A 19,392-nucleotide genomic window follows, 5' to 3' on the forward strand; every position below is an offset into this window, starting at 1 on the left:
ATGTACTTACAGGTTGTCACGTGGGTCCGGCCGCGCGCACCCCAATTTAGAGAGCACAGTGTGCCACCGAGTTCTCCCACCACTCGTTGCTCAGTTCACCGCGCGCCACCAGTACAGAGGGGCCGCGCAGGAAGCTGGTGGACTCGGTGATCGTCACGGTGACCTCCCCACCGGGGATGCGCACCCGCAACGTCCCGGTATCGGCACCCTGACCGGCCAGGGCCGCCAGCGCGGCCGCGACGGTGCCGGTACCGCAGGAGCGGGTCTCGCCGACGCCCCGCTCGTGCACGCGCATCGAGACCGCGCCGTCCACCGGAGCGGTCAGGACCTCGACGTTGACGCCTTCGGGGAACAGCTGCGTGTCGAACGACACCGGGGCACCCACATCGAGTGCCGCCAACTCATCCTCGGTCAACCCGACGCAGGCCAGGTGCGGATTGCCCATATCGACGGCCAGCCCGCTGACACTACGGCCGCCGACGACGGCGGTGCCGGTACCGAACTGGTTGGCCTTACCCATCTCGACGGTGACGTCGGCGGCCGTCGCGTCGACCCTGTGCAACACCACCGGACGCGGACCGGCCAGCGACCCGACCACGAACTCGTCGGCGGATTCCAGTCCGGACGCGCGCAGGTAGTGCGCGAACACCCGCACGCCGTTGCCGCACATCTGCGCGATCGAGCCATCGGCGTTGCGGTAGTCCATGTACCAGTCGGCTGCCGCCACCCCGTCGGGCAGCCGCTCGAACACCCCGGCGGCCTGCGCGGCGCCCGCGGTCGTCACCCGGAGCACGCCGTCGGCGCCGAGACCACGACGCCGGTCGCACAGTGCGGCCACGGCAGCCGGCGTCAGCGACAACGCGGCGTCGAGGTCGGGCAGCACGACGAAATCGTTCTGGGTGCCATGTCCCTTCGCGAAAGGGATCGAGCCGAAGATCACCTGTTCAGGATACGTGCCGCCACGCCCGCAACGCGTCGTGCACCAGTCCGTCGGCTGCCCCGTCCAGCCACACCACCCGATGGTCACGCCGGAACCACGAGCGCTGCCGGCGCACATAGCGGCGGGTGCCGATGAACGTCGGCTCCCGCGCGGCCGAGCCGTCTCCCCCGGCGTCCAGGTCGGCCAGCACCTGCGCATAGCCGAGTGCCCGCGCCGCGGTGACCCCGTCGCGCAGCCCTCGACCGATCAGCGTGTGTACCTCGTCCACCAGACCTTCGTCGAACATCAGGTCGGTGCGTTGTTCCAGGCGCTGATCGAGAACGGCTGTGTCCCAGTCCAATCCGATGATCGCGGTGTCCCAGCGGGGTGTGCCGATGCTCGGCGCCGAGGCAGCGAACGGCTGCCCGGTGAGCTCCACGACCTCCAGGGCCCGCACGATCCGCCGGCCATCGGTCGGCAGGATCGACGCACCCGCGGCAGGGTCCACCCGGGTCAGCTCGACGTGCAGGGCGGCCACCCCCACTTCGGCCAGGCGGGCCTCCCACCGCGCCCGCACCGCCGGATCGGTGGCCGGGAACGTCCACTCGTCGAGCAGCGACTGGATGTAGAGCATCGAACCGCCCACGATCACCGGCACCGCACCGCGGGCCGCGATGGCCTCCACGTCGGCCGCGGCCTCCTGCTGATAGCGGGCCACCGTCGCGGTCTCGGTGACGTCAAGGACATCGAGCTGGTGGTGTGCGATGCCGCGCCGCTCGGCGACCGGCAACTTGGCAGTGCCGATGTCCATGCCGCGGTAGAGCTGCATCGCATCGGCGTTCACGATCTCGCCGCCCACATTCTCGGCCAGCGCGAGTGCCAACGCCGACTTCCCCGTCCCGGTCGGTCCGATGACCGCGATGGGCCGGGTCACGGCAGCCATTCGCCGACGAAGTAACCGACGCCGTACGGGGCTCCGCGGTAGAGCTCACGTGCCGATCCCGGCTCGGGCTCGGTCAGTCCGGCCAGTACCTGGTAGGCCACCCTGCCGAGCACGGTTTCGGGCAGCTCGGCCAGCGCCGAGAGGTCTCCGGTGGCCAGGGCATCGTCGACTTGCTGTTGGACCGACGCCGAGTCCGGGTCGTGCCCACCGGGGGCCGCCGGCGTGAGCGTGTTCAGGCCATCGGCGACCACGAGGACACCGACGGGATCCGGAGATTCGTCGAGGCGGGCGCGCAGCGCGCGCCCCCGGGCCAGCGCCTCGCCGACCTGCTCTGATGCGGCAAAGGCGTGCACCTCGATGTCGGCGCCGGGTGCCGCCTGTCCGCGGATCCACCCCGCTACCAGGGCACACAGCGGCAGTGCCACCGGATCGGCCGTCGTCCCGTGACCGAGAGCCACCGGGACGTCGGCGCCGTAGCCGGCGAAGGTCCCGGCACAGTCCGGCCCGTACACCGCCTCACCGGGGCCGACCCCGATGGCCAGCCAGCGCGGCGGTAGCGAACCCGCTGCGGCTATGACGGCCTCCCGGAGGTCGGCCACCTCGCTCGCAGCCGCTCCCACCAGTTCGGGCACCAGGACCGGTGTGGCGGGGACGATCGCGATGGCGCTCAGCACCTCACCAAACTAGTGCGCGGCCCCTTCTGGGCTGCGCGCCGAGGCCCGGTAGGACGCCCAGATCGGCCCGCCTGGGACCCCGTCCGCGCGAGTTTGTCAGGGCATTGCGCCTAAAGCCGTGGGCACGGCACAGCACGACCTGCTTCAATAGCGGACAAAGCGACAGCATCAGGCGCCGCGTCGCGCGGCAGATGCGCGGGCAACCGTGCGGAGTACGAGGAGCGGATATGACAACCAGTGAGCCAGGCGGAGCCACCCCCGAGCCGACCTCCGGGCCCACACCGAGGCCCACTCCCCGGCCCGGACCACCCCGCCCCGTTCCCCGCCCCAGCCGGGTCGCACCGGTGGTTGCCGTGGCGCCGGCCGGCGACCCACACCAGTTCGGCCGCGTGGATGCCGACGGCACGGTGTGGTTGATCAGCGGATCCGGCGAGCGTGTCATCGGCTCGTGGCAGGCCGGCGACACCGAGTCGGCGTACGCGCACTTCGGCCGGCGCTTCGATGATCTGCACACCGAGGTCGCCCTGCTCGAACGCCGGTTGTCCTCGGGCACGGGCGATGCGCGCAAGATCAAATCGGCAGCCGCAGCGCTGGCTGAAAGTCTGCCCACCGCAGCAGTTCTCGGCGATGTCGACGCGTTGAGCGCCCGCCTGTCGGCCATCCTGGAACACGCCGACGAAGCCGCCAAGACCGAGCGGGCCCAGCGCGACGAGCACCGCGCCGCCCAGACCGCACGCAAGGAGGCACTCGCCGCCGAGGCCGAGGACCTGGCGGCCAACTCCACCCAGTGGAAGTCCGCCGGTGACCGCCTGCGCGAAATCCTCGATGAGTGGCGCACCATCACCGGGCTGGACCGCAAGCTCGACGACGCCCTGTGGAAGCGCTACTCGTCGGCCCGCGAGACGTTCAACCGTCGTCGCGGCTCGCACTTCGCCGAACTGGACCGCGGGCGCGTAGGTGCCCGCCAGCTCAAGGAGGCGCTGTGCGATCAGGCCGAGCAGCTGTCCGGCTCGACCGACTGGGGCGCCACCGGTGCCGCGTTCCGTGACCTGCTGACCCAGTGGAAGGCCGCCGGACGCGCCGCCAAGGACGTCGACGACGCATTGTGGCACCGGTTCAAGGCCGCCCAGGACACGTTCTTCGGGGCCCGTAACGCCGCCCACGCCGAACGTGACGCCGAGTTCAAGGCAAATGCCACCGCCAAGGAAGCGCTGCTGGCCGAGGCCGAGAAGATCGACACGACGGATCTGGATGCAGCCCGCGCCGCACTGCGCACGATCGGCGACAAGTGGGACGCGATCGGCAAGGTTCCCCGCGAGCGCGCCGCCGATCTGGAACGCCGCCTGCGTGCCGTCGAGAAGAAGGTCCGCGACGCCCCGGCCGGTGGTGTCGACCCCGAGGCGCAGGCCCGGGCCGACCAGTTCCGTTCCCGCGCCGAGCAGTTCGAGAAGCAGGCCGAGAAGGCGGAGGCCGCCGGTCGGGCCAAGGATGCTGCCGAGGCCAGGGCGAGCGCCGAACAGTGGCGTCAGTGGGCCGACGCCGCGGCCGCCACACTCGGAGAGCGCAGGTAGCACCACGCTCCGAGGGCGTAAATAGCCCCCAGACCTGGGGCTGAGCGCAGCTAGGTCTGGTCGGGCTGGTCCGGCTTCTCACCGGCGGTGTCGGGCTTCGTGACGTCGGTCTTGGTCACGTCGGTCTTGCCGTCGCCGGGCATGGGGATGCCGAGCACGCCGTGCTGCTGATGCTTCGCGGCTTCGCGGCGCCGGTCCTCTTCGGCCGCCAGTTGCAGCGCGGTGCGCGACCACACCACGCGGGCCCAGTGGAAGGTCAGGATGATCACGGCCAGCCACCCGATGATCAGCCCGATTCCGGGGCCGGGATGGCCCGCAGCGGTCTGACGCGACCACACCGCAAGCATCCCGAGCGCGCTGGCCACCGCCGAACCGGCCAGGGCTGTCCAGGCCAGCGCCCAGCGGCGGGTGATCAGCGCCAGGGTGGAGAACCCGACCGAGAACACCAGCGCCAACCAGATGAAGACGCGCGACGGCAGGGAGATGCCGTCATTCAGGGCAGTGGCGTCACCAACCAGGACGTCGAACCCCTTGGTGGTGCCGGTGTGCGGCAGCACGAACGACAGCAGCACCACGAACACGAGGATGGCCACGACCATCGCACGCGGACCCGTGTCGAATTCGCGGGTCACCTTGCGCTCGACGGCCGCCAAGTCGTCCTTGAACCGGTCGAAGTCGCTTTCGTTGCTCAACAGCCACATCCTCCTGATGACGGCGGGGTTTCCGGCGCGCCGATCCGCGGCAGCCCCAGCCCGACGCCGGTACGCGGGCGCCGCCCCGCCTCATGGGCGTCGCCGGCGGGGGTACGGCGGTGGGTCGCCAGCGGGGCGTCGGCGATCAGATGGTGCGGCGCAGCGCCGGTCACGGTGGTGGTGACGATGTCGCCCGGCCGGATCCGCTCCACGTCGGCGCCGGGGCTGAAATGCACCAGCCTGCCGTCGCGGGCTCGGCCCGACATGCGGGCGGTGCTGGCGTCCTTTCGGCCCTCGCCCGTGGCGACAAGCAGTTCCACCGCCCGGCCGATCTGAGCCTGGTTCTCCTCCAGGGAAATTCGCTCCTGCAGCTCGATCAGCCGTTGATAGCGTTCGGTGACAACGGCTTTCGGCAACTGGTCGGGCATGTCGGCGGCCGGGGTACCGGGCCGGATGGAGTACTGGAAGGTGAAGGCAGTCGCGAAACGCGACCGCTCGACGACATCGAGGGTGGCCTGGAAGTCTTCCTCGGTCTCACCGGGGAAGCCGACGATCAGGTCAGTGGTGATGGCCGCGTCAGGGATCGCAGCCCGCACCTTGTCGATGATGCCCAGGTAGCGGTCGGCCCGGTACGAACGGCGCATCGCCTTGAGGATCCGGTCCGAACCGGACTGCAGCGGCATGTGCAGCGTCGGGCAGACGTTGGGGGTCTGCGCCATCGCCTCGATCACGTCGTCGGTGAACTCGGCCGGGTGCGGTGAGGTGAACCGCACCCGCTCCAGCCCTTCCACCTCGCCGCAGGCGCGCAGCAGCTTGGCGAACGCACTGCGGTCGCGGGGAACATCGGACCAGTTCGTCGGGTCCTCGCGCAAGCGCTCGTCCGCAGCAAACGACACACCGTAGGCATTGACGTTCTGGCCCAGCAGGGTGACCTCGAGCACGCCCTGGGAAGCCAGGGTCTGCACCTCGGCCAGGATGTCCCCGGGGCGGCGGTCGACCTCTTTGCCGCGCAGCGACGGCACGATGCAGAACGTGCAGGTGTTGTTGCAGCCCACCGAGATAGACACCCAGGCCGCGTAGGCCGACTCCCGCGTCGCGGGCAGGGTGGACGGAAACTCCTGCAGCGCTTCGACGATCTCGACCTGGGCGGCGCGGTTGTGGCGGGCCCGCTCCAGCAGCGTGGGCAGCGACCCGATGTTGTGGGTGCCGAAGACCACGTCGACCCAGGGAGCGCGGCGCAGGACCGAATCGCGGTCCTTCTGGGCCAGGCACCCGCCGACGGCGATCTGCATGTTCGGATCGGCCTGCTTGCGCGGGGCCAGATGACTGAGATTGCCGTAGAGCTTGTTGTCGGCGTTCTCGCGCACCGCGCACGTGTTGAACACGACGATGTCGGCGTCGGCGCCGTCGGGGGCCCTTCGGTATCCGGCGTCCTCCAGCAGGCCGGACAGCCGCTCGGAGTCGTGCACGTTCATCTGGCAGCCGTAGGTGCGGACCTGATAGGTGCGCTCAGAGCGCTCGTCGGCCGGGTTCTGTGCGGTTGGCTCCTCGCGCGAGCGCTCGTCGGCCGCGTCCCGGTTCACCATCGTCGTCACGGCCTCAATGGTACGGAGCCACCCGAAACGTCAACGCGGCGGATTGACGAGATCCGGGCAGGCCGGGCCTTCCCTGGGTAAGGTCACCTGCCATGGGTAGCCCCGGCGAGCAGCCGCAGGTCGACGACGCGGCGCCACCAGATGTGCCGATGATCTCACTTCAGGGAGTCAACAAGCACTTCGGACCCCTGCACGTACTCAACGACATCAACCTCGATGTGGGGCGCGGCCAGGTCGTCGTTGTCCTCGGACCGTCGGGTTCGGGCAAGTCCACGTTGTGCCGCACCATCAATCGGCTGGAGACCATCGACTCCGGCAGCATCGCGGTCGATGGCCAGGAGTTACCCGCCGAGGGCCGCAGATTGGCTCAGCTGCGGTCGGATGTCGGCATGGTGTTCCAATCCTTCAACCTGTTCGCGCACAAGACGATCCTGGAGAACGTCATGCTCGCCCCGGTGAAGGTGCGGCGCAAGCCCAAGGCGCAGGCCCGGGAGGACGCCATGGCCCTGTTGGACCGGGTCGGAGTGGCCAACCAGGCCGACAAATACCCGGCCCAGCTGTCCGGCGGTCAGCAGCAACGCGTGGCCATCGCACGATCGTTGGCGATGAACCCCAAGGTGATGCTCTTCGACGAGCCGACCAGCGCCCTGGACCCCGAGATGATCAACGAGGTCCTGGCCGTGATGACCTCGTTGGCCCGTGAGGGCATGACGATGGTGGTGGTCACCCACGAGATGGGCTTCGCCCGCCGGGCGTCTGATCGCGTCGTGTTCATGGCCGACGGAGCCATCGTCGAGGACGGACCACCCACCGAGTTCTTCGACAATCCGAAATCCGATCGCGCCAAAGATTTTCTCGGCAAGATCCTTCATCACTGACGCTCCGCCGAAAGGAACCCGCACATGCCCTCCGCGCCGTTCAAGTTGGTCGGTACCCTCGCGCTCGCGCTCGCGCTCCCCTTCGCCGCGACCGCGTGTGGCGGTGGTGGCGACTCCAGCAAGATCGTCATCGGCACCAAGTACGACCAGCCCGGCCTCGGCCAGAAGAAACCTGACGGCACCATGTCCGGGTTCGACGTCGACGTGGCCAAGTACGTGGCCAACGAACTCGGCTACCCCGAGGACAAGATCGAGTGGAAGGAAGCGCCCTCGCCGCAGCGCGAGACGCTGATCCAGAACGGTCAGGTCGAATACATCGTCGGGACCTACTCGATCACCGATGCGCGCAAGGAGAAGGTCGACTTCGCCGGGCCCTATCTGCTGACCGGGCAGAGCCTGCTGGTGCGCGCCGACAACAACGACATCACCGGGGCAGCGTCGCTGGAGAACAACAAGAAGCTGTGCTCGGTGTCGGGTTCCACCCCGGCTCAGAACATCAAGGACAAATACCCGAAGGTGCAGCTGCAACAGTTCGACACCTATTCGGCCTGCGTCGACGCGCTCAAGAACGGGGTCATCGACGCGGTGACCACCGACGAGGTGATCCTGGCCGGCTTCGCCGCGCAGAGCCCGGGCAGCTTCAAGATCGTCGGTGACACGTTCTCAGAGGAGCGTTACGGCATCGGTCTGAAGAAGGGCGACACCGAGCTGCGCAAGAAGATCAACGACGCACTCGAAAAGATGGAGTCCAGCGGCGCCTGGAAGGAAGCGTTCGAGCGTAACCTCGGCCCGGCCGGTATTCAGACCCCGGCGCCGCCTGCCGTCGACCGCTGACCCGGGGGCAACGCACCGACCGTGGAGCTCCTCAACGAGTACCTCGACAAGATCTCGGCATCACTGCAGATCTTCACCGACCACCGCGACGCGATATACGCGGCGTTCTGGACCACGATCCAGCTGACGGTGTTCTCCGCGATCGGTGCGCTGATCCTCGGCACCGTGCTGGCCGCGATGCGGCTCGCACCGACACCGGTGATGAACTGGCTCGGCACCGCGTACGTGAACATCGTCCGCAACACGCCGCTGACGCTGATCATCCTGTTCTGCTCGTTCGGTGTGGGCCAGACGCTGGGCATCACTTTGGTCGACCCGCATTCGCCGACCTCGCTCGCGGACAGCAACTTTCGTCTGGCCGTGCTCGGGTTGACCGTCTACACCGCATCTTTCGTGTGTGAGGCGGTGCGATCGGGAGTCAACACGGTTCCGCTGGGCCAGGCCGAGGCGGCCCGCTCACTGGGCCTGAGTTTCGGTCAGAACCTGCGAATAATCCTGCTGCCACAGGCTTTTCGGTCGGTGATCATCCCGCTGGGTTCGGTACTGATCGCTCTGGCGAAGAACACCACCATCGCCTCCGCGATCGGCGTGGCCGAGGCCGCCTTGTTGATGAAGGAGATGATCGAGAACACCGCTGCACTGATGACGGTCGGCGTGATCTTCGCGACCGGCTTCGTGATACTGACCCTGCCACTCGGGTTGATGTTCGGATGGCTGGGCAAGAGACTGGCGGTGGCACGGTAATGAGCGCTTCTGTCCTCTTCGACGCGCCCGGCCCGCGGGCGCGGGCCCGTAACTGGGTTTTCACCGTGCTGACCGCGGTCGTCGCCGCGGTGCTGCTGGGTTTCGTGATCTGGCGGATGTGGACCAAGGATCAGCTCACCGGTGCGAAGTGGGAGCCGTTCCTGACGCCGGACCTGTGGCGAACATACGTCCTGCCCGGCGTGCAGGGCACGCTGACCGCCGCTGCGGTCAGCATCGTGTTCGCGTTGATCCTCGGCGTGCTGCTCGGGGTGGGCCGATTGGCACCGATTGCACCGATCCGGTGGATCTGCGGTGTGATCGTGGAGTTCTTCCGCGCCGTCCCGGTGCTGATCATGATGATCTTCGCGTACTTCCTCTATGCCGTATACGACACGTTCCCGTCCAAGCATCTGGCGCTGGCCGGCGTGATCACGGGGCTGACCCTTTACAACGGTGCCGTGATCGCCGAGATCGTGCGTGCCGGTATCAATACGCTGCCGCGCGGGCAGCGTGAGGCGGCGGCCTCACTCGGCCTGTCGTGGGGACAGACCATGCGATTGATCCTGCTGCCACAGGCGGTCACCGCGATGCTGCCGGTGCTGGTGTCCCAGCTGGTGGTGGTGCTCAAGGACACTGCGATCGGCTACCAGATCACCTTTGTGGAGATGGTGCGCCAGGGCACGGTCATCGGGTCGGCCTACGGCAACTATCTCCCAGCGCTGATCGTGATCGCCATCTTGATGATCACGGTGAACTTCGCGCTGTCCTCATTCGCCACCTGGCTGGAACGACGAATGCGCCGTTCCAGCCGTGGACCCGCGCCGCTGGAACCCGAGGCCGTCGAACAGGAGGGCGCACCGGGCGCGCAGGTGCTGCACACCCAACGGGATTGAGTTCGGGTAGAGCGACACAATGCGGCCGCTATACCCGGCGCCGCTCCCGTTCGCCGGCCAGTTCGACGCTGACGACGTCGAAGGCCATCGACTGGTTGTAACCGCGACGGGCCAGCATGCCGACGAGCCGACGCGTCACCTTCACGTCGCCGTCGTCGTCATCGAGCCGCTCGCGACGCAACTTGTCCCGAACCAGCTGCTCGGCCCGTTGCCGCTCGGCAGCCGGATCCAGGTCGGCCAGCGCGGCCTCGATGACTTCTTTGTCCACGCCCTTCTTGCGGAGCTCGACGGCCAAGGCGCGCTTACCTTTTCCTGAGTTGGCGTGCCGGGACCGCACCCACTGTTCGGCGAAGTCCTCGTCATCGATCAGCCCGACCTCGGTCAACCTGTTCAGCACCTTGGCGCTGAGGTCTTCCTCGTAACCCCGTTTGGTGAGCTGTTCGATCAACTCGGAGCGGGTGCGGGCCCGCACGGTGAGCAGGCGCAGGCAGACGTTCTTTGCCTGCTCCTCACGTTTGCGAGGATCCTGCGTCTGCTCTCCGTCGGGCGTACCCGACGGCTCAGAAGTCAACCGGGGCGGGAAGGACGTCATCAGCCTTTGCCTCGGCGGTCACGACAGCACCGATACCGAGCTTCTCCTTGATCTTCTTCTCGATCTCGTTGGCGACATCGACGTTCTCCAACATGAACTTGCGGGCATTCTCCTTGCCCTGCCCCAGCTGCTCACCCTCGTAGGTGAACCAGGAACCGGACTTGCGGATGAAGCCGTGCTCGACACCCATGTCGATGAGTGAGCCCTCGCGGCTGATGCCGTGGCCGTACAGGATGTCGAACTCGGCCTGCTTGAACGGCGGCGAGACCTTGTTCTTGACGACCTTGACGCGGGTCCGGTTGCCGACCGCGTCGGTGCCGTCCTTGAGCGTCTCGATGCGCCGGACGTCGAGACGGACCGAGGCGTAGAACTTCAGAGCCTTACCGCCCGTGGTGGTTTCGGGCGAGCCGAACATCACGCCGATCTTCTCGCGGAGCTGGTTGATGAAGATCGCGGTGGTGCCCGAGTTGTTCAGCGCACCGGTCATCTTGCGTAGCGCCTGGCTCATCAGACGGGCCTGCAGACCGACATGGCTGTCCCCCATCTCACCCTCGATCTCGGCGCGGGGCACCAGAGCGGCCACCGAGTCGATCACGAGGATGTCCAGAGCGCCCGAGCGCACCAGCATGTCGGCGATCTCCAGCGCCTGCTCACCGGTGTCGGGCTGGCTCACCAGCAGTGAATCGGTGTCGACACCGAGCTTCTTGGCGTACTCGGGATCCAGGGCGTGCTCGGCGTCGATGAACGCCGCGATGCCGCCGGCGGCCTGGGCATTGGCCACCGCGTGCAGCGCAACGGTGGTCTTACCCGAGGATTCCGGGCCGTAGATCTCGACCACGCGGCCGCGCGGCAGGCCGCCGATGCCGAGGGCCACGTCCAGGGAGATCGAACCGGTGGGGATCACCGAGATGGGCTGGCGCACCTCCTCGCCGAGGCGCATCACCGAGCCTTTACCGAAGTTCTTGTCGATCTGGGCCATCGCCAGTTCGAGCGCTTTTTCGCGATCAGGGGCTTGCTGCGCCATGATGATGCCTCTCCAAGTAGTCGTGTTGACCGGTGTTCCGATCGGTTGGCCGTGACGCTAGGCCAGGGCACCGACAAGTCCGGATCTCCGCTCGAACACCGCCACAGTAAAGCGAACATCTGTTCGACTCAAGGAGACACGCCGTGTGCGCGGCGAAACGGGCCTATCGTGGGAGCATCCAGCCCGGAGACGGGGTAGCGATGCACGAGATGGCGATCACCCAGAGCGTTGTCGACGCGGTGTGCGAGCACGCCGCAGGCCGGCGTGTGCACAGCGTGAAGCTCGAGGTCGGCGCCCTGTGCGCGGTCGTCCCAGACTCCATGCTCTTCTGCTTCGACCTGGTCACCCAGGGCACGGTGGCCGATGGCGCCCGCCTCGACCTCGACATCCAGCCGGGTGCGGCACAGTGCCGCAGCTGCGGCACGCAGTTCGACCTGCCCGATCTGATCCTGTTGTGCCCGTGCGGAAGCGCCGATGTCAAGGTCACCGCCGGCCGGGAACTGCGGATTCTCTCGATGGAAGTGAGCTGACATGTGCGCAACCTGCGGCTGCGGTCAGGACGGGGCCGTCATCACCCTCGCCGGTCATGACCACCCCCATGATCACGACCATCCCCACGACCACCCCCACCAGCATTCTCACGGCGACAACCAGCACACCGAGACTGTCTCGCTGGAACAGAAGGTGCTGGCCAAGAACGACCTCATCGCCGAGCAGAACCGGCAGTGGCTGGCCGAACGCGGCATCCTGGCGCTCAACATCACCAGTTCACCGGGAGCGGGCAAGACGACACTGCTCGAACGGACCATCCGTGAGCTCGACGCCGACCGCCCGGTCGCGGTGATCGAAGGCGACCAGGAGACGTTGCTCGACGCCGACCGGATCCGGGCCGCGGGGGCACGTGCGGTTCAGGTCAACACGGGCGCCGGATGCCACCTCGATGCGGCCATGGCCGGGCGCGCCCTGGAGACCCTCGATCCCGAGCCCGGGACTCTGCTGTTCATCGAGAACGTCGGCAACCTGGTCTGCCCGGCATTGTTCGATCTCGGCGAACACAGCAAGGTCGTAGTCGTATCGGTCACCGAAGGCACCGACAAACCATTGAAGTATCCGCACATGTTCGCCGCGGCGGGCCTGGTGATCCTCAACAAGATCGACTTGCTCCCCTACGTCGACTTCGACGTCGAAACCTGTTGCCGCCATGCACGATCCGTCAATCCCGACGTCACGATCCTGCCGACGTCGGCGACCCGCGGCGACGGGCTCGACGCTTGGTACGCCTGGGTTGACGCACACGTAAACACCACGCCGGCGCACTAGCCTGTTGACAAGACAACCACCCAGGAAACTATCCCGGAGTTTGAGGTCTCAAGCAGGCTGCGCGCGGCTAAGCTCGAGCCATTGGGGCCGTCAGCCCTGGCCCCGGAAAGCTGTGACCTATGCCAACCGAGGCAGCAGTCAAAGCAGAAGAGGCACTGATCCACGTGCTGTGGATCAACGCCGGTCTGAGTTGTGATGGCGATTCGGTGGCGTTGACTGCCGCCACCCAGCCGAGCATCGAGGAGATCGCCCTCGGGGCGCTTCCCGGTCTTCCCAAGATCGCCGTCCATTGGCCCCTGATCGACTTCGAGTGCGGACCGAGCGGGGGCGCCGACGATTTCCTGTCGTGGTTCTTCAAGGCCGAACGAGGCGAACTGGAGCCCTTCGTCCTGGTCGTCGAGGGATCGATCCCCAACGAGCAGGTCAAGGAAGAGGGTTATTGGTGCGGTTTCGGCAACAATCCCGCGACCAACCAGCCGATGACCACCAGCGAATGGCTGGACCGGCTCACGCCCAAGGCCACCGCCGTTGTCGCCGTCGGCACCTGCGCCACCTACGGCGGCATCCATGCGATGGCCGGTAACCCGACCGGCGCGATGGGTGTGCCCGACTATCTCGGCTGGGACTGGAAGAGCAAGGCCGGCATTCCGATCGTCTGTGTTCCCGGTTGCCCTGCGCATCCAGACAACATGGCCGAGACCTTGACGTATCTGCTGTACATGGCCACCGACCAGGCTCCGATGATCCCGCTGGACGAGGAGCTGCGCCCCACGTGGCTGTTCGGCAAGACCGTCCACGAAGGATGCGACCGGGCGGGCTATTACGAGCAGGGCGACTTCGCGACCGAGTACGGATCGCCGAAATGCATTGTGAAACTGGGCTGCTGGGGACCTGTGGTCAAGTGCAACGTCCCAAAGCGCGGCTGGATCAACGGCATCGGCGGTTGCCCGAATGTCGGCGGCATCTGCATCGGGTGCACGATGCCGGGATTCCCGGACAAGTTCATGCCGTTCATGGACGAGCCGCCGGGCGGCAAGGTGTCAACCGCGGCGTCAGGCCTCTACGGCTCGGTCATCCGCAGCCTGCGGCACGTCACGGGCCACACCGTCGACAAAGAGCCCAAGTGGCGGCATCGCGGTACGAAGCTCGACACCGGGGCCACCCGCACCTGGTAGACCGGGCGGACCACCGGTTCGTCAGCACCCGACCGCGACGCCATCGCGTACGTCGGAGCCCGTTGCCTTACAGACGTTTACACGAAAGTGAAGTTCGATGACCGGAACAATAATTCCCGAGCCGTCCCAAGTGAAGCGCGAGCCCGGTCAACTGGTGGAGATGGCCTGGGATCCCATCACGCGCATCGTCGGCAGCCTCGGAATCTACACCAAGATCGACTTCGAGAACCGCGAGGTGGTCGAGTGCCACAGCACTTCGTCGATCTTCCGCGGCTATTCGATCTTCATGAAGGGCAAGGACCCTCGCGACGCTCACTTCATCACCAGCCGCATCTGCGGTATCTGCGGGGACAATCACGCGACCTGCTCGTGCTACTGCCAGAACATGGCCTACGGGGTCAAACCCCCGCATCTGGGCGAATGGCTGGTCAACCTCGGCGAGGCCGCGGAATACATGTTCGACCACAACATCTTCCAGGAGAACCTGGTCGGTGTGGACTACTGCGAGAAGATGGTGTCCGAGACCAACCCGAGCGTGCTGGCCAAGGCGGAGAACACCGCGGCACCACACGCCGACGCGCACGGCCACCGCACGATCGCCGACATCATGCGCGCGCTCAACCCGTTCACCGGTGAGTTCTACCGAGAGGCGCTGCAGGTCAGTCGGTGGACCCGGGAGATGTTCTGCCTGATGGAGGGTCGCCATGTGCACCCGTCGACGCTGTATCCGGGCGGCATCGGGACGACCGCGACCATCCAGCTGATGACCGACTACATGACACGGCTGATGCGCTACGTCGAATTCATGAAGAAGGTCGTGCCGATGCACGACGATCTCTTCGACTTCTTCTACGAAGCCCTGCCCGGCTACGACAAGGTCGGCCTCCGCCGCACCCTGCTGGGATGCTGGGGATCCTTCCAGGATCCCGAGGTCTGCAACTTCGCCTACAAAGACATGGAGCGCTGGGGCGACGCCATGTTCGTCACCCCCGGCGTGGTGGTGGACGGCAAACTGCTGACGCATTCGTTGGTCGATATCAACCTCGGGATACGAATTCTGTTGGGCCACAGTTACTACGAAGACTGGACCGACCAGGAGATGTTCGTCAAGACCGATCCTCTCGGCAACCCGATCGACCGGCGTCACCCGTGGAACCAGCACACCAACCCCAAGCCGCAGAAGCGGGACTTCGACGAGAGCTACAGCTGGGTGATGTCGCCACGCTGGTACGACGGCAAGGACCACCTCGCCCTCGACACCGGCGGTGGCCCGCTCGCGCGGCTGTGGTCCACCGCGCTCGCGGGGATGGTCGACATCGGCTACGTCAAGGCCACCGGCAGCAGTGTCCAGATCAACCTCCCCAAGACCGCGCTCAAGGGCCCGGTCGAGTTGGAGTGGAAGATCCCGGCCAAGGGCAGCAACACCATCGAGCGCAATCGGGCCCGCACCTACTTCCAGGCGTACGCTGCCGCCTGCGCGCTGCACTTCTGTGAGAAGGCACTCGTCGAGATCCGGGCCGGCCGCACCAAGACCTGGGAGCCCTTCGAGGTTCCCGACGAGGCCATCGGGTGCGGTTTCACCGAAGCGGTGCGCGGGGTGCTGAGCCATCACATGGTCATCCGCGACGGCAAGATCGCGAACTACCACCCGTATCCGCCGACACCATGGAACGCCAATCCGCGTGACAGCTACGGCACCCCCGGCCCGTACGAGGACGCGGTGCAGGGCCAGCCGATTTTCGAGGAGAACGATCGGGAGCATTTCAAGGGCATCGACGTCATGCGGACGGTGCGCAGTTTCGATCCGTGTCTGCCCTGCGGGGTGCACATGTACCTGGGCAACGGAAAGTCGTTGGAGCTGATGCACTCCCCCACTCAATCCGCCACCGGGGAATGACATATGACGCCCGCCGCTGATGCAGTCCCGGACCTCCCCGAGCAAGACGCACGATGGCGCACGGCGGGCGATCGCATCGAGAACCTGCTGCAGGGCTGCGCCGCAGGCGGTTCGGTGGCCCTGGATCGCGCCGAACAACTCGTCCGGGAGGTGACCGATCTCTACGGCGCCGCCCTGGCCCGGATGCTGCAGATCGCCGCATCCACCGATCCCGCAGTGGCGGATGCCGTCGCCGCTGACGATCTGGTGGCCAGTCTGCTGCTGGTGCACGGTCTGCATCCCCATCCGGTCGAGCGGCGCATCGCCGATGCGCTCGACGGTGTACGCCCGTACCTCGGATCACACGGGGGCGATGTCCATCTCCTGGAAGTCGCACCGCCGGTGGTCCGGCTGCGGTTCGCCGGAAGCTGTAAGAGCTGCCCGTCCTCGGTGATCACCCTCGAATTGACCATCGAGGACGCGATCATGGCGGCCGCGCCCGAGATCTCGACGATCGACGTCGTCACCGAGGATTCGGCGGCGCAGGTGATACCCGCCGAATCGTTGTTGGCCCGGCTGCACGGCGACGGGCACCGCCACGCCACGTGGCAGCCCGTCCCGGCACTCGCCGAACTCGTTCCCGGCGAGGTCGGCGGGTTCTCGGTGGCCGACGTCGCGGTGCTGGCCTGCCGGATCGGCGATGAGTTCTTCGCGTACCGGGACGGCTGCCCCCACTGCGGCAGCAGATTTGCCGGGGCCGCCCTGAGTGGCTCCGAATTGCGCTGTCCGCAGTGCGGTACCGGTTTCGACGTCGTCCATGCGGGGACGGCGGTCCACGACGCCACCGGCCTGCATCTGGAGCCGATCCCGGTTCTGCTGCGCGACGAAGTGCTGTCGATGGCGCTGGCCACGGAGATCGCATCGTGACCGGCCCACTGGACGTACTGGCCCGTATCCGGGCCGGCCGACCTGCGCCGGCGCAGGTCGCTGAGCAGTGCGAGATGTGCAGCGAACCGATCGGCGACGAGCATCGGCACGTGGTCAATGTCGAAGGCCGCCAACTGATGTGCGTATGCAGTGGCTGTTATCTGCTGTTCACCGACACCAGCGCCGCATTGCGCTATCGGGCCATCCCCGATCGTTACCTGGCATTCGACGACTTCGGCGTCGGCAGGCGTGAATGGGAGTCACTGCAGATTCCCGTCGGACTGGCGTTCTTCTTCCGGAACTCGGCGCTGGGACGGGTGGTGGCGTTCTACCCGGGTCCGGCCGGGGCCACCGAATCCGAACTCGACCTGGACACCTGGAATTCCGTGCGCCGCGCCGATCCTCGGATCGACCTGCTGGCCGAGGACACCGAAGCGCTGCTGCTGCGGGTCCCGGCCAACGAGAGTCAAGCGTTGTCCTGCCATCTGGTGCCGATCGACGCCTGCTACGAGTTCGTCGGCCGGCTGCGGATGCTGTGGCGCGGCTTCGACGGCGGCCAGGACGTGCGCCGCTACGTCGACGAGTTCTTCGACACGCTCGCCGACCGCAGCAAGGTGGTGGCCCGATGACCGAGCCCTCGGTGCCGAGCACCTCGGTGACGTTCTCCGTGCTGGACATCACGCCGGAACCGTATGCGGTGACGCCGATCCTGTCTGCGCGGGTGGGCGTGGCCGCCGTGGGTGAGGATCCGGTGCACGCCATCGCCCTGCGCTGCCAGGTACGTATCGAACCGCTGCGGCGCAGCTACAACGATGCCGAAGCGGCGGGCATGCTGGACCTGTTCGGCCCGCGGGAGCGTTGGGGCAACACGCAACGCAGTTTCCTATGGCAGCACAGCGGCGCCATGATTCCCGGATTCACCGGAGCCACCCAGGTCGATATGCCGTTGGAGTGCACCTACGACTTGGAGGTGGTGGGATCGAAGTACCTGCACGCACTCGACGACGGCATGGTGCCACTGCAGTTCCTGTTCAGCGGAACGGTTTTCACCCGCGGAGCCCGCGGCTTCGCCGTGCAGCAGGTGCCTTGGGACCGTGAAGACCATTTCGATATGCCGGCTTCCGTGTGGCATCAGCTGATGGCACAGCATTTTCCGAACACGGGCTGGCTGCGGCTGCGGCACGACACCCTCGACGAGCTGGCCAACTACAAGTCTCGTTGGGGCATGCTGTCGTTCGAGGCTGCGATCGACAACCTGCTGACCAGACAGGACATCCAATGAGCGGCAATCTGGATCAGGCCCTCGCAGTCGCCGACGCGGTCCTCTACGAGGGTTACCTGCTCTACCCGTACCGCGCCGACTCGCGGAAGAACCAGTCCCGCTGGCAGTTCGGTGTGCTCGGTCCGACCGATGCCGAACACGCGGGTCTCGGCGAGGACAGCGTGCTGTCCACCCAACTCCTGGTCCGTCCCGGGGACCGCGCGGCACTCTCGATGGTCGTTCGCTTTCTGCAGTTGCAGCACCGGGGTGTCGAGCGCAGCCGCGACGACGGAGCCTACGAGCCCGTCGACGAGCTGACCGTGGAGTCTCAGTCGTGGCTGAGTTGGGACGAAGCGGTAGAGCGCGCGGTCGATTTCGGTCCGTTTGCGATGGCCGACCTGGACGTCCCGAAGACACATCCCTTCGTCGTGGCTGGGGGCACCGAAACCGAAGACGTCCGGGGCGGCCGGTTGGTGCGCTCCCGGCGTGAGCTGCGGGGCGAGTTGACCATCGGCGCCGAACCCGACGGTGATCTGCTGCGGGTGAACCTGACCGTCCACAACACGGCGCCGCCCGTCGCCGACAAGCACGACGCCATCGCGGTGTCGCTGATCGGCACGCATCTGATCGCCGAAGTCACCGACGGCGAATTCGTCTCCTTACTGGAACCGGACGCACCTGCCGTCGCGGCGGTGTCGCGGTGTCGTCACCATCGGTGCTTCCCGGTGCTCGCCGGGAAACCGGGCGCGCACGACCTGATGCTCGTGTCGCCGATCATCCTCTACGACCACCCGGAGATCGCCGAACAGAGCCAGGGCGATCTCTTCGACTCGTGCGAGATCGACGAGATCCTCACGTTGCGGGTCATGACGATGACTGACGAGGAGAAAGCCGGCGCCCGGGCCACCGATCCCCGGGCAGCCGCGATCATCGACCGCTGTGACTCGATGTCCCCGGAGGCGATGCTCGACCTGCACGGTGTCCTGCGTGATCCGCGTGCCTCCGATCCAGCACTGATTCCGGAGATTCCCGACGGCGTCGATTGGTGGGATCCCCTGGCCGACAACGCCGTGGATCCCACCCTCGACGCGGTCCTGATCAACGGGGTGCGCGTCTGCCGCGGCAGCCGCGTGCGGTTACACCCGTCCCGCCGTGCCGACGCGCAGGACATCTTCTTCGCCGGCCGCATCGCACAGGTGGCCTCGGTCCACGAGGACGTCGAGGGCGAGCGGCACATCGGCGTCGTGCTCGACGACGACCCGGCCGCGGATCTGCACGCGTGGTACGGCCGCTATCTGTACTTCGCCGCCGACGAAGTAGAGCCATTGGCGCAGTGAGAGGAGTTCGAGATGGAAGTTGTGGGTTGGATCGCTGTCATCGCCGTCGCGGCAGTCGCGTTGGCGGGCGTCGTGGTCGGGGTCCGGTCTATCCCCGATGCTCGGCGATACCTCAAGATGCGTCGCATGTAGGAGGT

At 66.8% G+C, this 19,392-nt stretch carries 20 protein-coding genes and 1 pseudogene; 14 read left to right on the forward strand and 7 right to left on the reverse strand.

Annotated features, from left to right (window positions below; genetic code table 11):
• Window positions 1–46 precede the first annotated feature (46 nt).
• The 3 genes from dapF to AB0876_RS13710 are packed head-to-tail and all read right to left on the reverse strand — an operon-like array spanning window position 47 to window position 2,536.
• Entirely contained in the window at window positions 47–925 is an 879-nt protein-coding gene (dapF, locus tag AB0876_RS13700) for a diaminopimelate epimerase (RefSeq protein WP_526042349.1), read from the reverse strand.
• Between the two features lie 19 nt (window positions 926–944).
• Window positions 945–1,862: a tRNA (adenosine(37)-N6)-dimethylallyltransferase MiaA gene (miaA, locus tag AB0876_RS13705; RefSeq protein WP_526042204.1), complete on the reverse strand. Its 918-nt coding sequence runs from the start codon at window positions 1,860–1,862 to the stop codon at window positions 945–947.
• Window positions 1,850–2,536 (reverse strand): class III extradiol ring-cleavage dioxygenase family protein, encoded by a 687-nt coding sequence (locus AB0876_RS13710; RefSeq protein ID WP_491838828.1) that lies wholly within the window; start codon window positions 2,534–2,536, stop codon window positions 1,850–1,852. The genes miaA and AB0876_RS13710 overlap by 13 nt, the downstream gene beginning before the upstream one ends.
• 227 nt (window positions 2,537–2,763) lie before the next feature.
• On the opposite strand from AB0876_RS13710, the gene AB0876_RS13715 reads away from it, so the two are divergent.
• Window positions 2,764–4,107 carry a DUF349 domain-containing protein gene (locus AB0876_RS13715; protein ID WP_491838827.1) on the forward strand — a complete coding sequence of 448 codons (1,344 nt, stop codon included), beginning with the start codon at window positions 2,764–2,766 and terminating at the stop codon, window positions 4,105–4,107.
• 50 nt (window positions 4,108–4,157) lie between these two features.
• Here AB0876_RS13715 and AB0876_RS13720 read toward each other — a convergent pair whose 3' ends face one another.
• Both AB0876_RS13720 and miaB read right to left on the reverse strand, forming a co-directional pair.
• Window positions 4,158–4,808, reverse strand: a complete 651-nt coding sequence (locus AB0876_RS13720) for an Rv2732c family membrane protein (protein ID WP_491838826.1) — start codon at window positions 4,806–4,808, stop codon at window positions 4,158–4,160.
• Window positions 4,796–6,385, reverse strand: a complete 1,590-nt coding sequence (gene miaB, locus AB0876_RS13725; RefSeq protein ID WP_491839342.1) for a tRNA (N6-isopentenyl adenosine(37)-C2)-methylthiotransferase MiaB — start codon at window positions 6,383–6,385, stop codon at window positions 4,796–4,798. The genes AB0876_RS13720 and miaB overlap by 13 nt, the downstream gene beginning before the upstream one ends.
• A 158-nt stretch (window positions 6,386–6,543) precedes the next feature.
• Between miaB and AB0876_RS13730 the strand changes: the two genes are divergently transcribed.
• The 4 genes from AB0876_RS13730 to AB0876_RS13745 all read left to right on the forward strand — a co-directional run bounded on the left by AB0876_RS13730 (window position 6,544) and on the right by AB0876_RS13745 (window position 9,743).
• The gene (locus tag AB0876_RS13730) at window positions 6,544–7,272 is read left to right on the forward strand and encodes an amino acid ABC transporter ATP-binding protein (protein WP_491839341.1); all 729 of its coding nucleotides are present in this window, start codon (window positions 6,544–6,546) and stop codon (window positions 7,270–7,272) included.
• Window positions 7,273–7,296: 24 nt separating this feature from the next.
• Complete coding sequence (locus AB0876_RS13735; RefSeq protein WP_491838825.1) at window positions 7,297–8,106, forward strand: glutamate ABC transporter substrate-binding protein; 810 nt, start codon at window positions 7,297–7,299, stop codon at window positions 8,104–8,106.
• Between the two features lie 63 nt (window positions 8,107–8,169).
• Window positions 8,170–8,850, forward strand: coding sequence for an amino acid ABC transporter permease (locus AB0876_RS13740; RefSeq protein WP_491839340.1), 681 nt, complete (start codon window positions 8,170–8,172; stop codon window positions 8,848–8,850).
• Window positions 8,850–9,743, forward strand: coding sequence for an amino acid ABC transporter permease (locus AB0876_RS13745; RefSeq protein WP_491838824.1), 894 nt, complete (start codon window positions 8,850–8,852; stop codon window positions 9,741–9,743). Before AB0876_RS13740 ends, AB0876_RS13745 begins: the two co-directional genes overlap by 1 nt.
• A gap of 28 nt (window positions 9,744–9,771) precedes the next feature.
• On the opposite strand, the gene recX is transcribed toward AB0876_RS13745, so the two are convergent.
• A complete protein-coding gene (recX, locus tag AB0876_RS13750; protein ID WP_491838823.1) occupies window positions 9,772–10,335 on the reverse strand; it encodes a recombination regulator RecX in 564 nt (187 codons plus the stop codon).
• Window positions 10,319–11,359, reverse strand: a pseudogene (gene recA, locus AB0876_RS13755) (recombinase RecA); the annotation flags it as partial. The gene recX and the pseudogene recA, both read right to left, overlap by 17 nt.
• A 200-nt stretch (window positions 11,360–11,559) precedes the next feature.
• On the opposite strand from recA, the gene AB0876_RS13760 reads away from it, so the two are divergent.
• The 9 genes from AB0876_RS13760 (at window position 11,560) to AB0876_RS13800 (ending at window position 19,387) form a co-directional block, all read left to right on the forward strand.
• A complete protein-coding gene (locus AB0876_RS13760) occupies window positions 11,560–11,889 on the forward strand; it encodes a hydrogenase maturation nickel metallochaperone HypA/HybF (RefSeq protein WP_491839339.1) in 330 nt (109 codons plus the stop codon).
• 1 nt (window position 11,890) lies between these two features.
• On the forward strand, window positions 11,891–12,679 hold the full coding sequence (gene hypB / locus AB0876_RS13765; protein ID WP_491838822.1) for a hydrogenase nickel incorporation protein HypB: 789 nt from the start codon (window positions 11,891–11,893) through the stop codon (window positions 12,677–12,679).
• A gap of 119 nt (window positions 12,680–12,798) precedes the next feature.
• Window positions 12,799–13,854, forward strand: a complete 1,056-nt coding sequence (locus tag AB0876_RS13770) for an NADH-quinone oxidoreductase subunit B family protein (protein WP_044517805.1) — start codon at window positions 12,799–12,801, stop codon at window positions 13,852–13,854.
• A gap of 97 nt (window positions 13,855–13,951) precedes the next feature.
• The gene (locus tag AB0876_RS13775) at window positions 13,952–15,751 is read left to right on the forward strand and encodes a nickel-dependent hydrogenase large subunit (RefSeq protein WP_491838821.1); all 1,800 of its coding nucleotides are present in this window, start codon (window positions 13,952–13,954) and stop codon (window positions 15,749–15,751) included.
• Window positions 15,752–15,754: 3 nt separating this feature from the next.
• Window positions 15,755–16,657 carry a NifU-related iron-sulfur-binding protein gene (locus AB0876_RS13780; protein WP_491838820.1) on the forward strand — a complete coding sequence of 301 codons (903 nt, stop codon included), beginning with the start codon at window positions 15,755–15,757 and terminating at the stop codon, window positions 16,655–16,657.
• Window positions 16,654–17,286 carry a DUF5947 family protein gene (locus tag AB0876_RS13785; RefSeq protein WP_491838819.1) on the forward strand — a complete coding sequence of 211 codons (633 nt, stop codon included), beginning with the start codon at window positions 16,654–16,656 and terminating at the stop codon, window positions 17,284–17,286. Before AB0876_RS13780 ends, AB0876_RS13785 begins: the two co-directional genes overlap by 4 nt.
• Entirely contained in the window at window positions 17,283–17,939 is a 657-nt protein-coding gene (locus AB0876_RS13790) for a DUF6084 family protein (RefSeq protein WP_491838818.1), read from the forward strand. Before AB0876_RS13785 ends, AB0876_RS13790 begins: the two co-directional genes overlap by 4 nt.
• The gene (locus tag AB0876_RS13795; protein ID WP_491838817.1) at window positions 17,936–19,255 is read left to right on the forward strand and encodes a hypothetical protein; all 1,320 of its coding nucleotides are present in this window, start codon (window positions 17,936–17,938) and stop codon (window positions 19,253–19,255) included. The genes AB0876_RS13790 and AB0876_RS13795 overlap by 4 nt, the downstream gene beginning before the upstream one ends.
• A 12-nt stretch (window positions 19,256–19,267) precedes the next feature.
• Window positions 19,268–19,387 (forward strand): DUF6893 family small protein, encoded by a 120-nt coding sequence (locus AB0876_RS13800; protein ID WP_110917949.1) that lies wholly within the window; start codon window positions 19,268–19,270, stop codon window positions 19,385–19,387.
• Window positions 19,388–19,392 lie beyond the last annotated feature (5 nt).

It is taken from the genome of Mycobacterium sp. NPDC049093, assembly GCF_040704635.1.
GTDB lineage: Bacteria > Actinomycetota > Actinomycetes > Mycobacteriales > Mycobacteriaceae > Mycobacterium.

Coding starts and splice junctions, on each gene's coding strand:
- miaA (WP_526042204.1), bottom strand. CDS start 1,862: ATGGCTGCCGTGACCCGGCCCATCGCGGTCATCGGACCGACCGGGACG.
- AB0876_RS13715 (WP_491838827.1), top strand. CDS start 2,764: ATGACAACCAGTGAGCCAGGCGGAGCCACCCCCGAGCCGACCTCCGGG.
- AB0876_RS13720 (WP_491838826.1), bottom strand. CDS start 4,808: ATGTGGCTGTTGAGCAACGAAAGCGACTTCGACCGGTTCAAGGACGAC.
- miaB (WP_491839342.1), bottom strand. CDS start 6,385: ATGGTGAACCGGGACGCGGCCGACGAGCGCTCGCGCGAGGAGCCAACC.
- AB0876_RS13730 (WP_491839341.1), top strand. CDS start 6,544: ATGATCTCACTTCAGGGAGTCAACAAGCACTTCGGACCCCTGCACGTA.
- AB0876_RS13735 (WP_491838825.1), top strand. CDS start 7,297: ATGCCCTCCGCGCCGTTCAAGTTGGTCGGTACCCTCGCGCTCGCGCTC.
- AB0876_RS13745 (WP_491838824.1), top strand. CDS start 8,850: ATGAGCGCTTCTGTCCTCTTCGACGCGCCCGGCCCGCGGGCGCGGGCC.
- recX (WP_491838823.1), bottom strand. CDS start 10,335: ATGACGTCCTTCCCGCCCCGGTTGACTTCTGAGCCGTCGGGTACGCCC.
- AB0876_RS13760 (WP_491839339.1), top strand. CDS start 11,560: ATGCACGAGATGGCGATCACCCAGAGCGTTGTCGACGCGGTGTGCGAG.
- hypB (WP_491838822.1), top strand. CDS start 11,891: ATGTGCGCAACCTGCGGCTGCGGTCAGGACGGGGCCGTCATCACCCTC.
- AB0876_RS13770 (WP_044517805.1), top strand. CDS start 12,799: ATGCCAACCGAGGCAGCAGTCAAAGCAGAAGAGGCACTGATCCACGTG.
- AB0876_RS13775 (WP_491838821.1), top strand. CDS start 13,952: ATGACCGGAACAATAATTCCCGAGCCGTCCCAAGTGAAGCGCGAGCCC.
- AB0876_RS13780 (WP_491838820.1), top strand. CDS start 15,755: ATGACGCCCGCCGCTGATGCAGTCCCGGACCTCCCCGAGCAAGACGCA.
- AB0876_RS13790 (WP_491838818.1), top strand. CDS start 17,283: ATGACCGAGCCCTCGGTGCCGAGCACCTCGGTGACGTTCTCCGTGCTG.
- AB0876_RS13795 (WP_491838817.1), top strand. CDS start 17,936: ATGAGCGGCAATCTGGATCAGGCCCTCGCAGTCGCCGACGCGGTCCTC.
- AB0876_RS13800 (WP_110917949.1), top strand. CDS start 19,268: ATGGAAGTTGTGGGTTGGATCGCTGTCATCGCCGTCGCGGCAGTCGCG.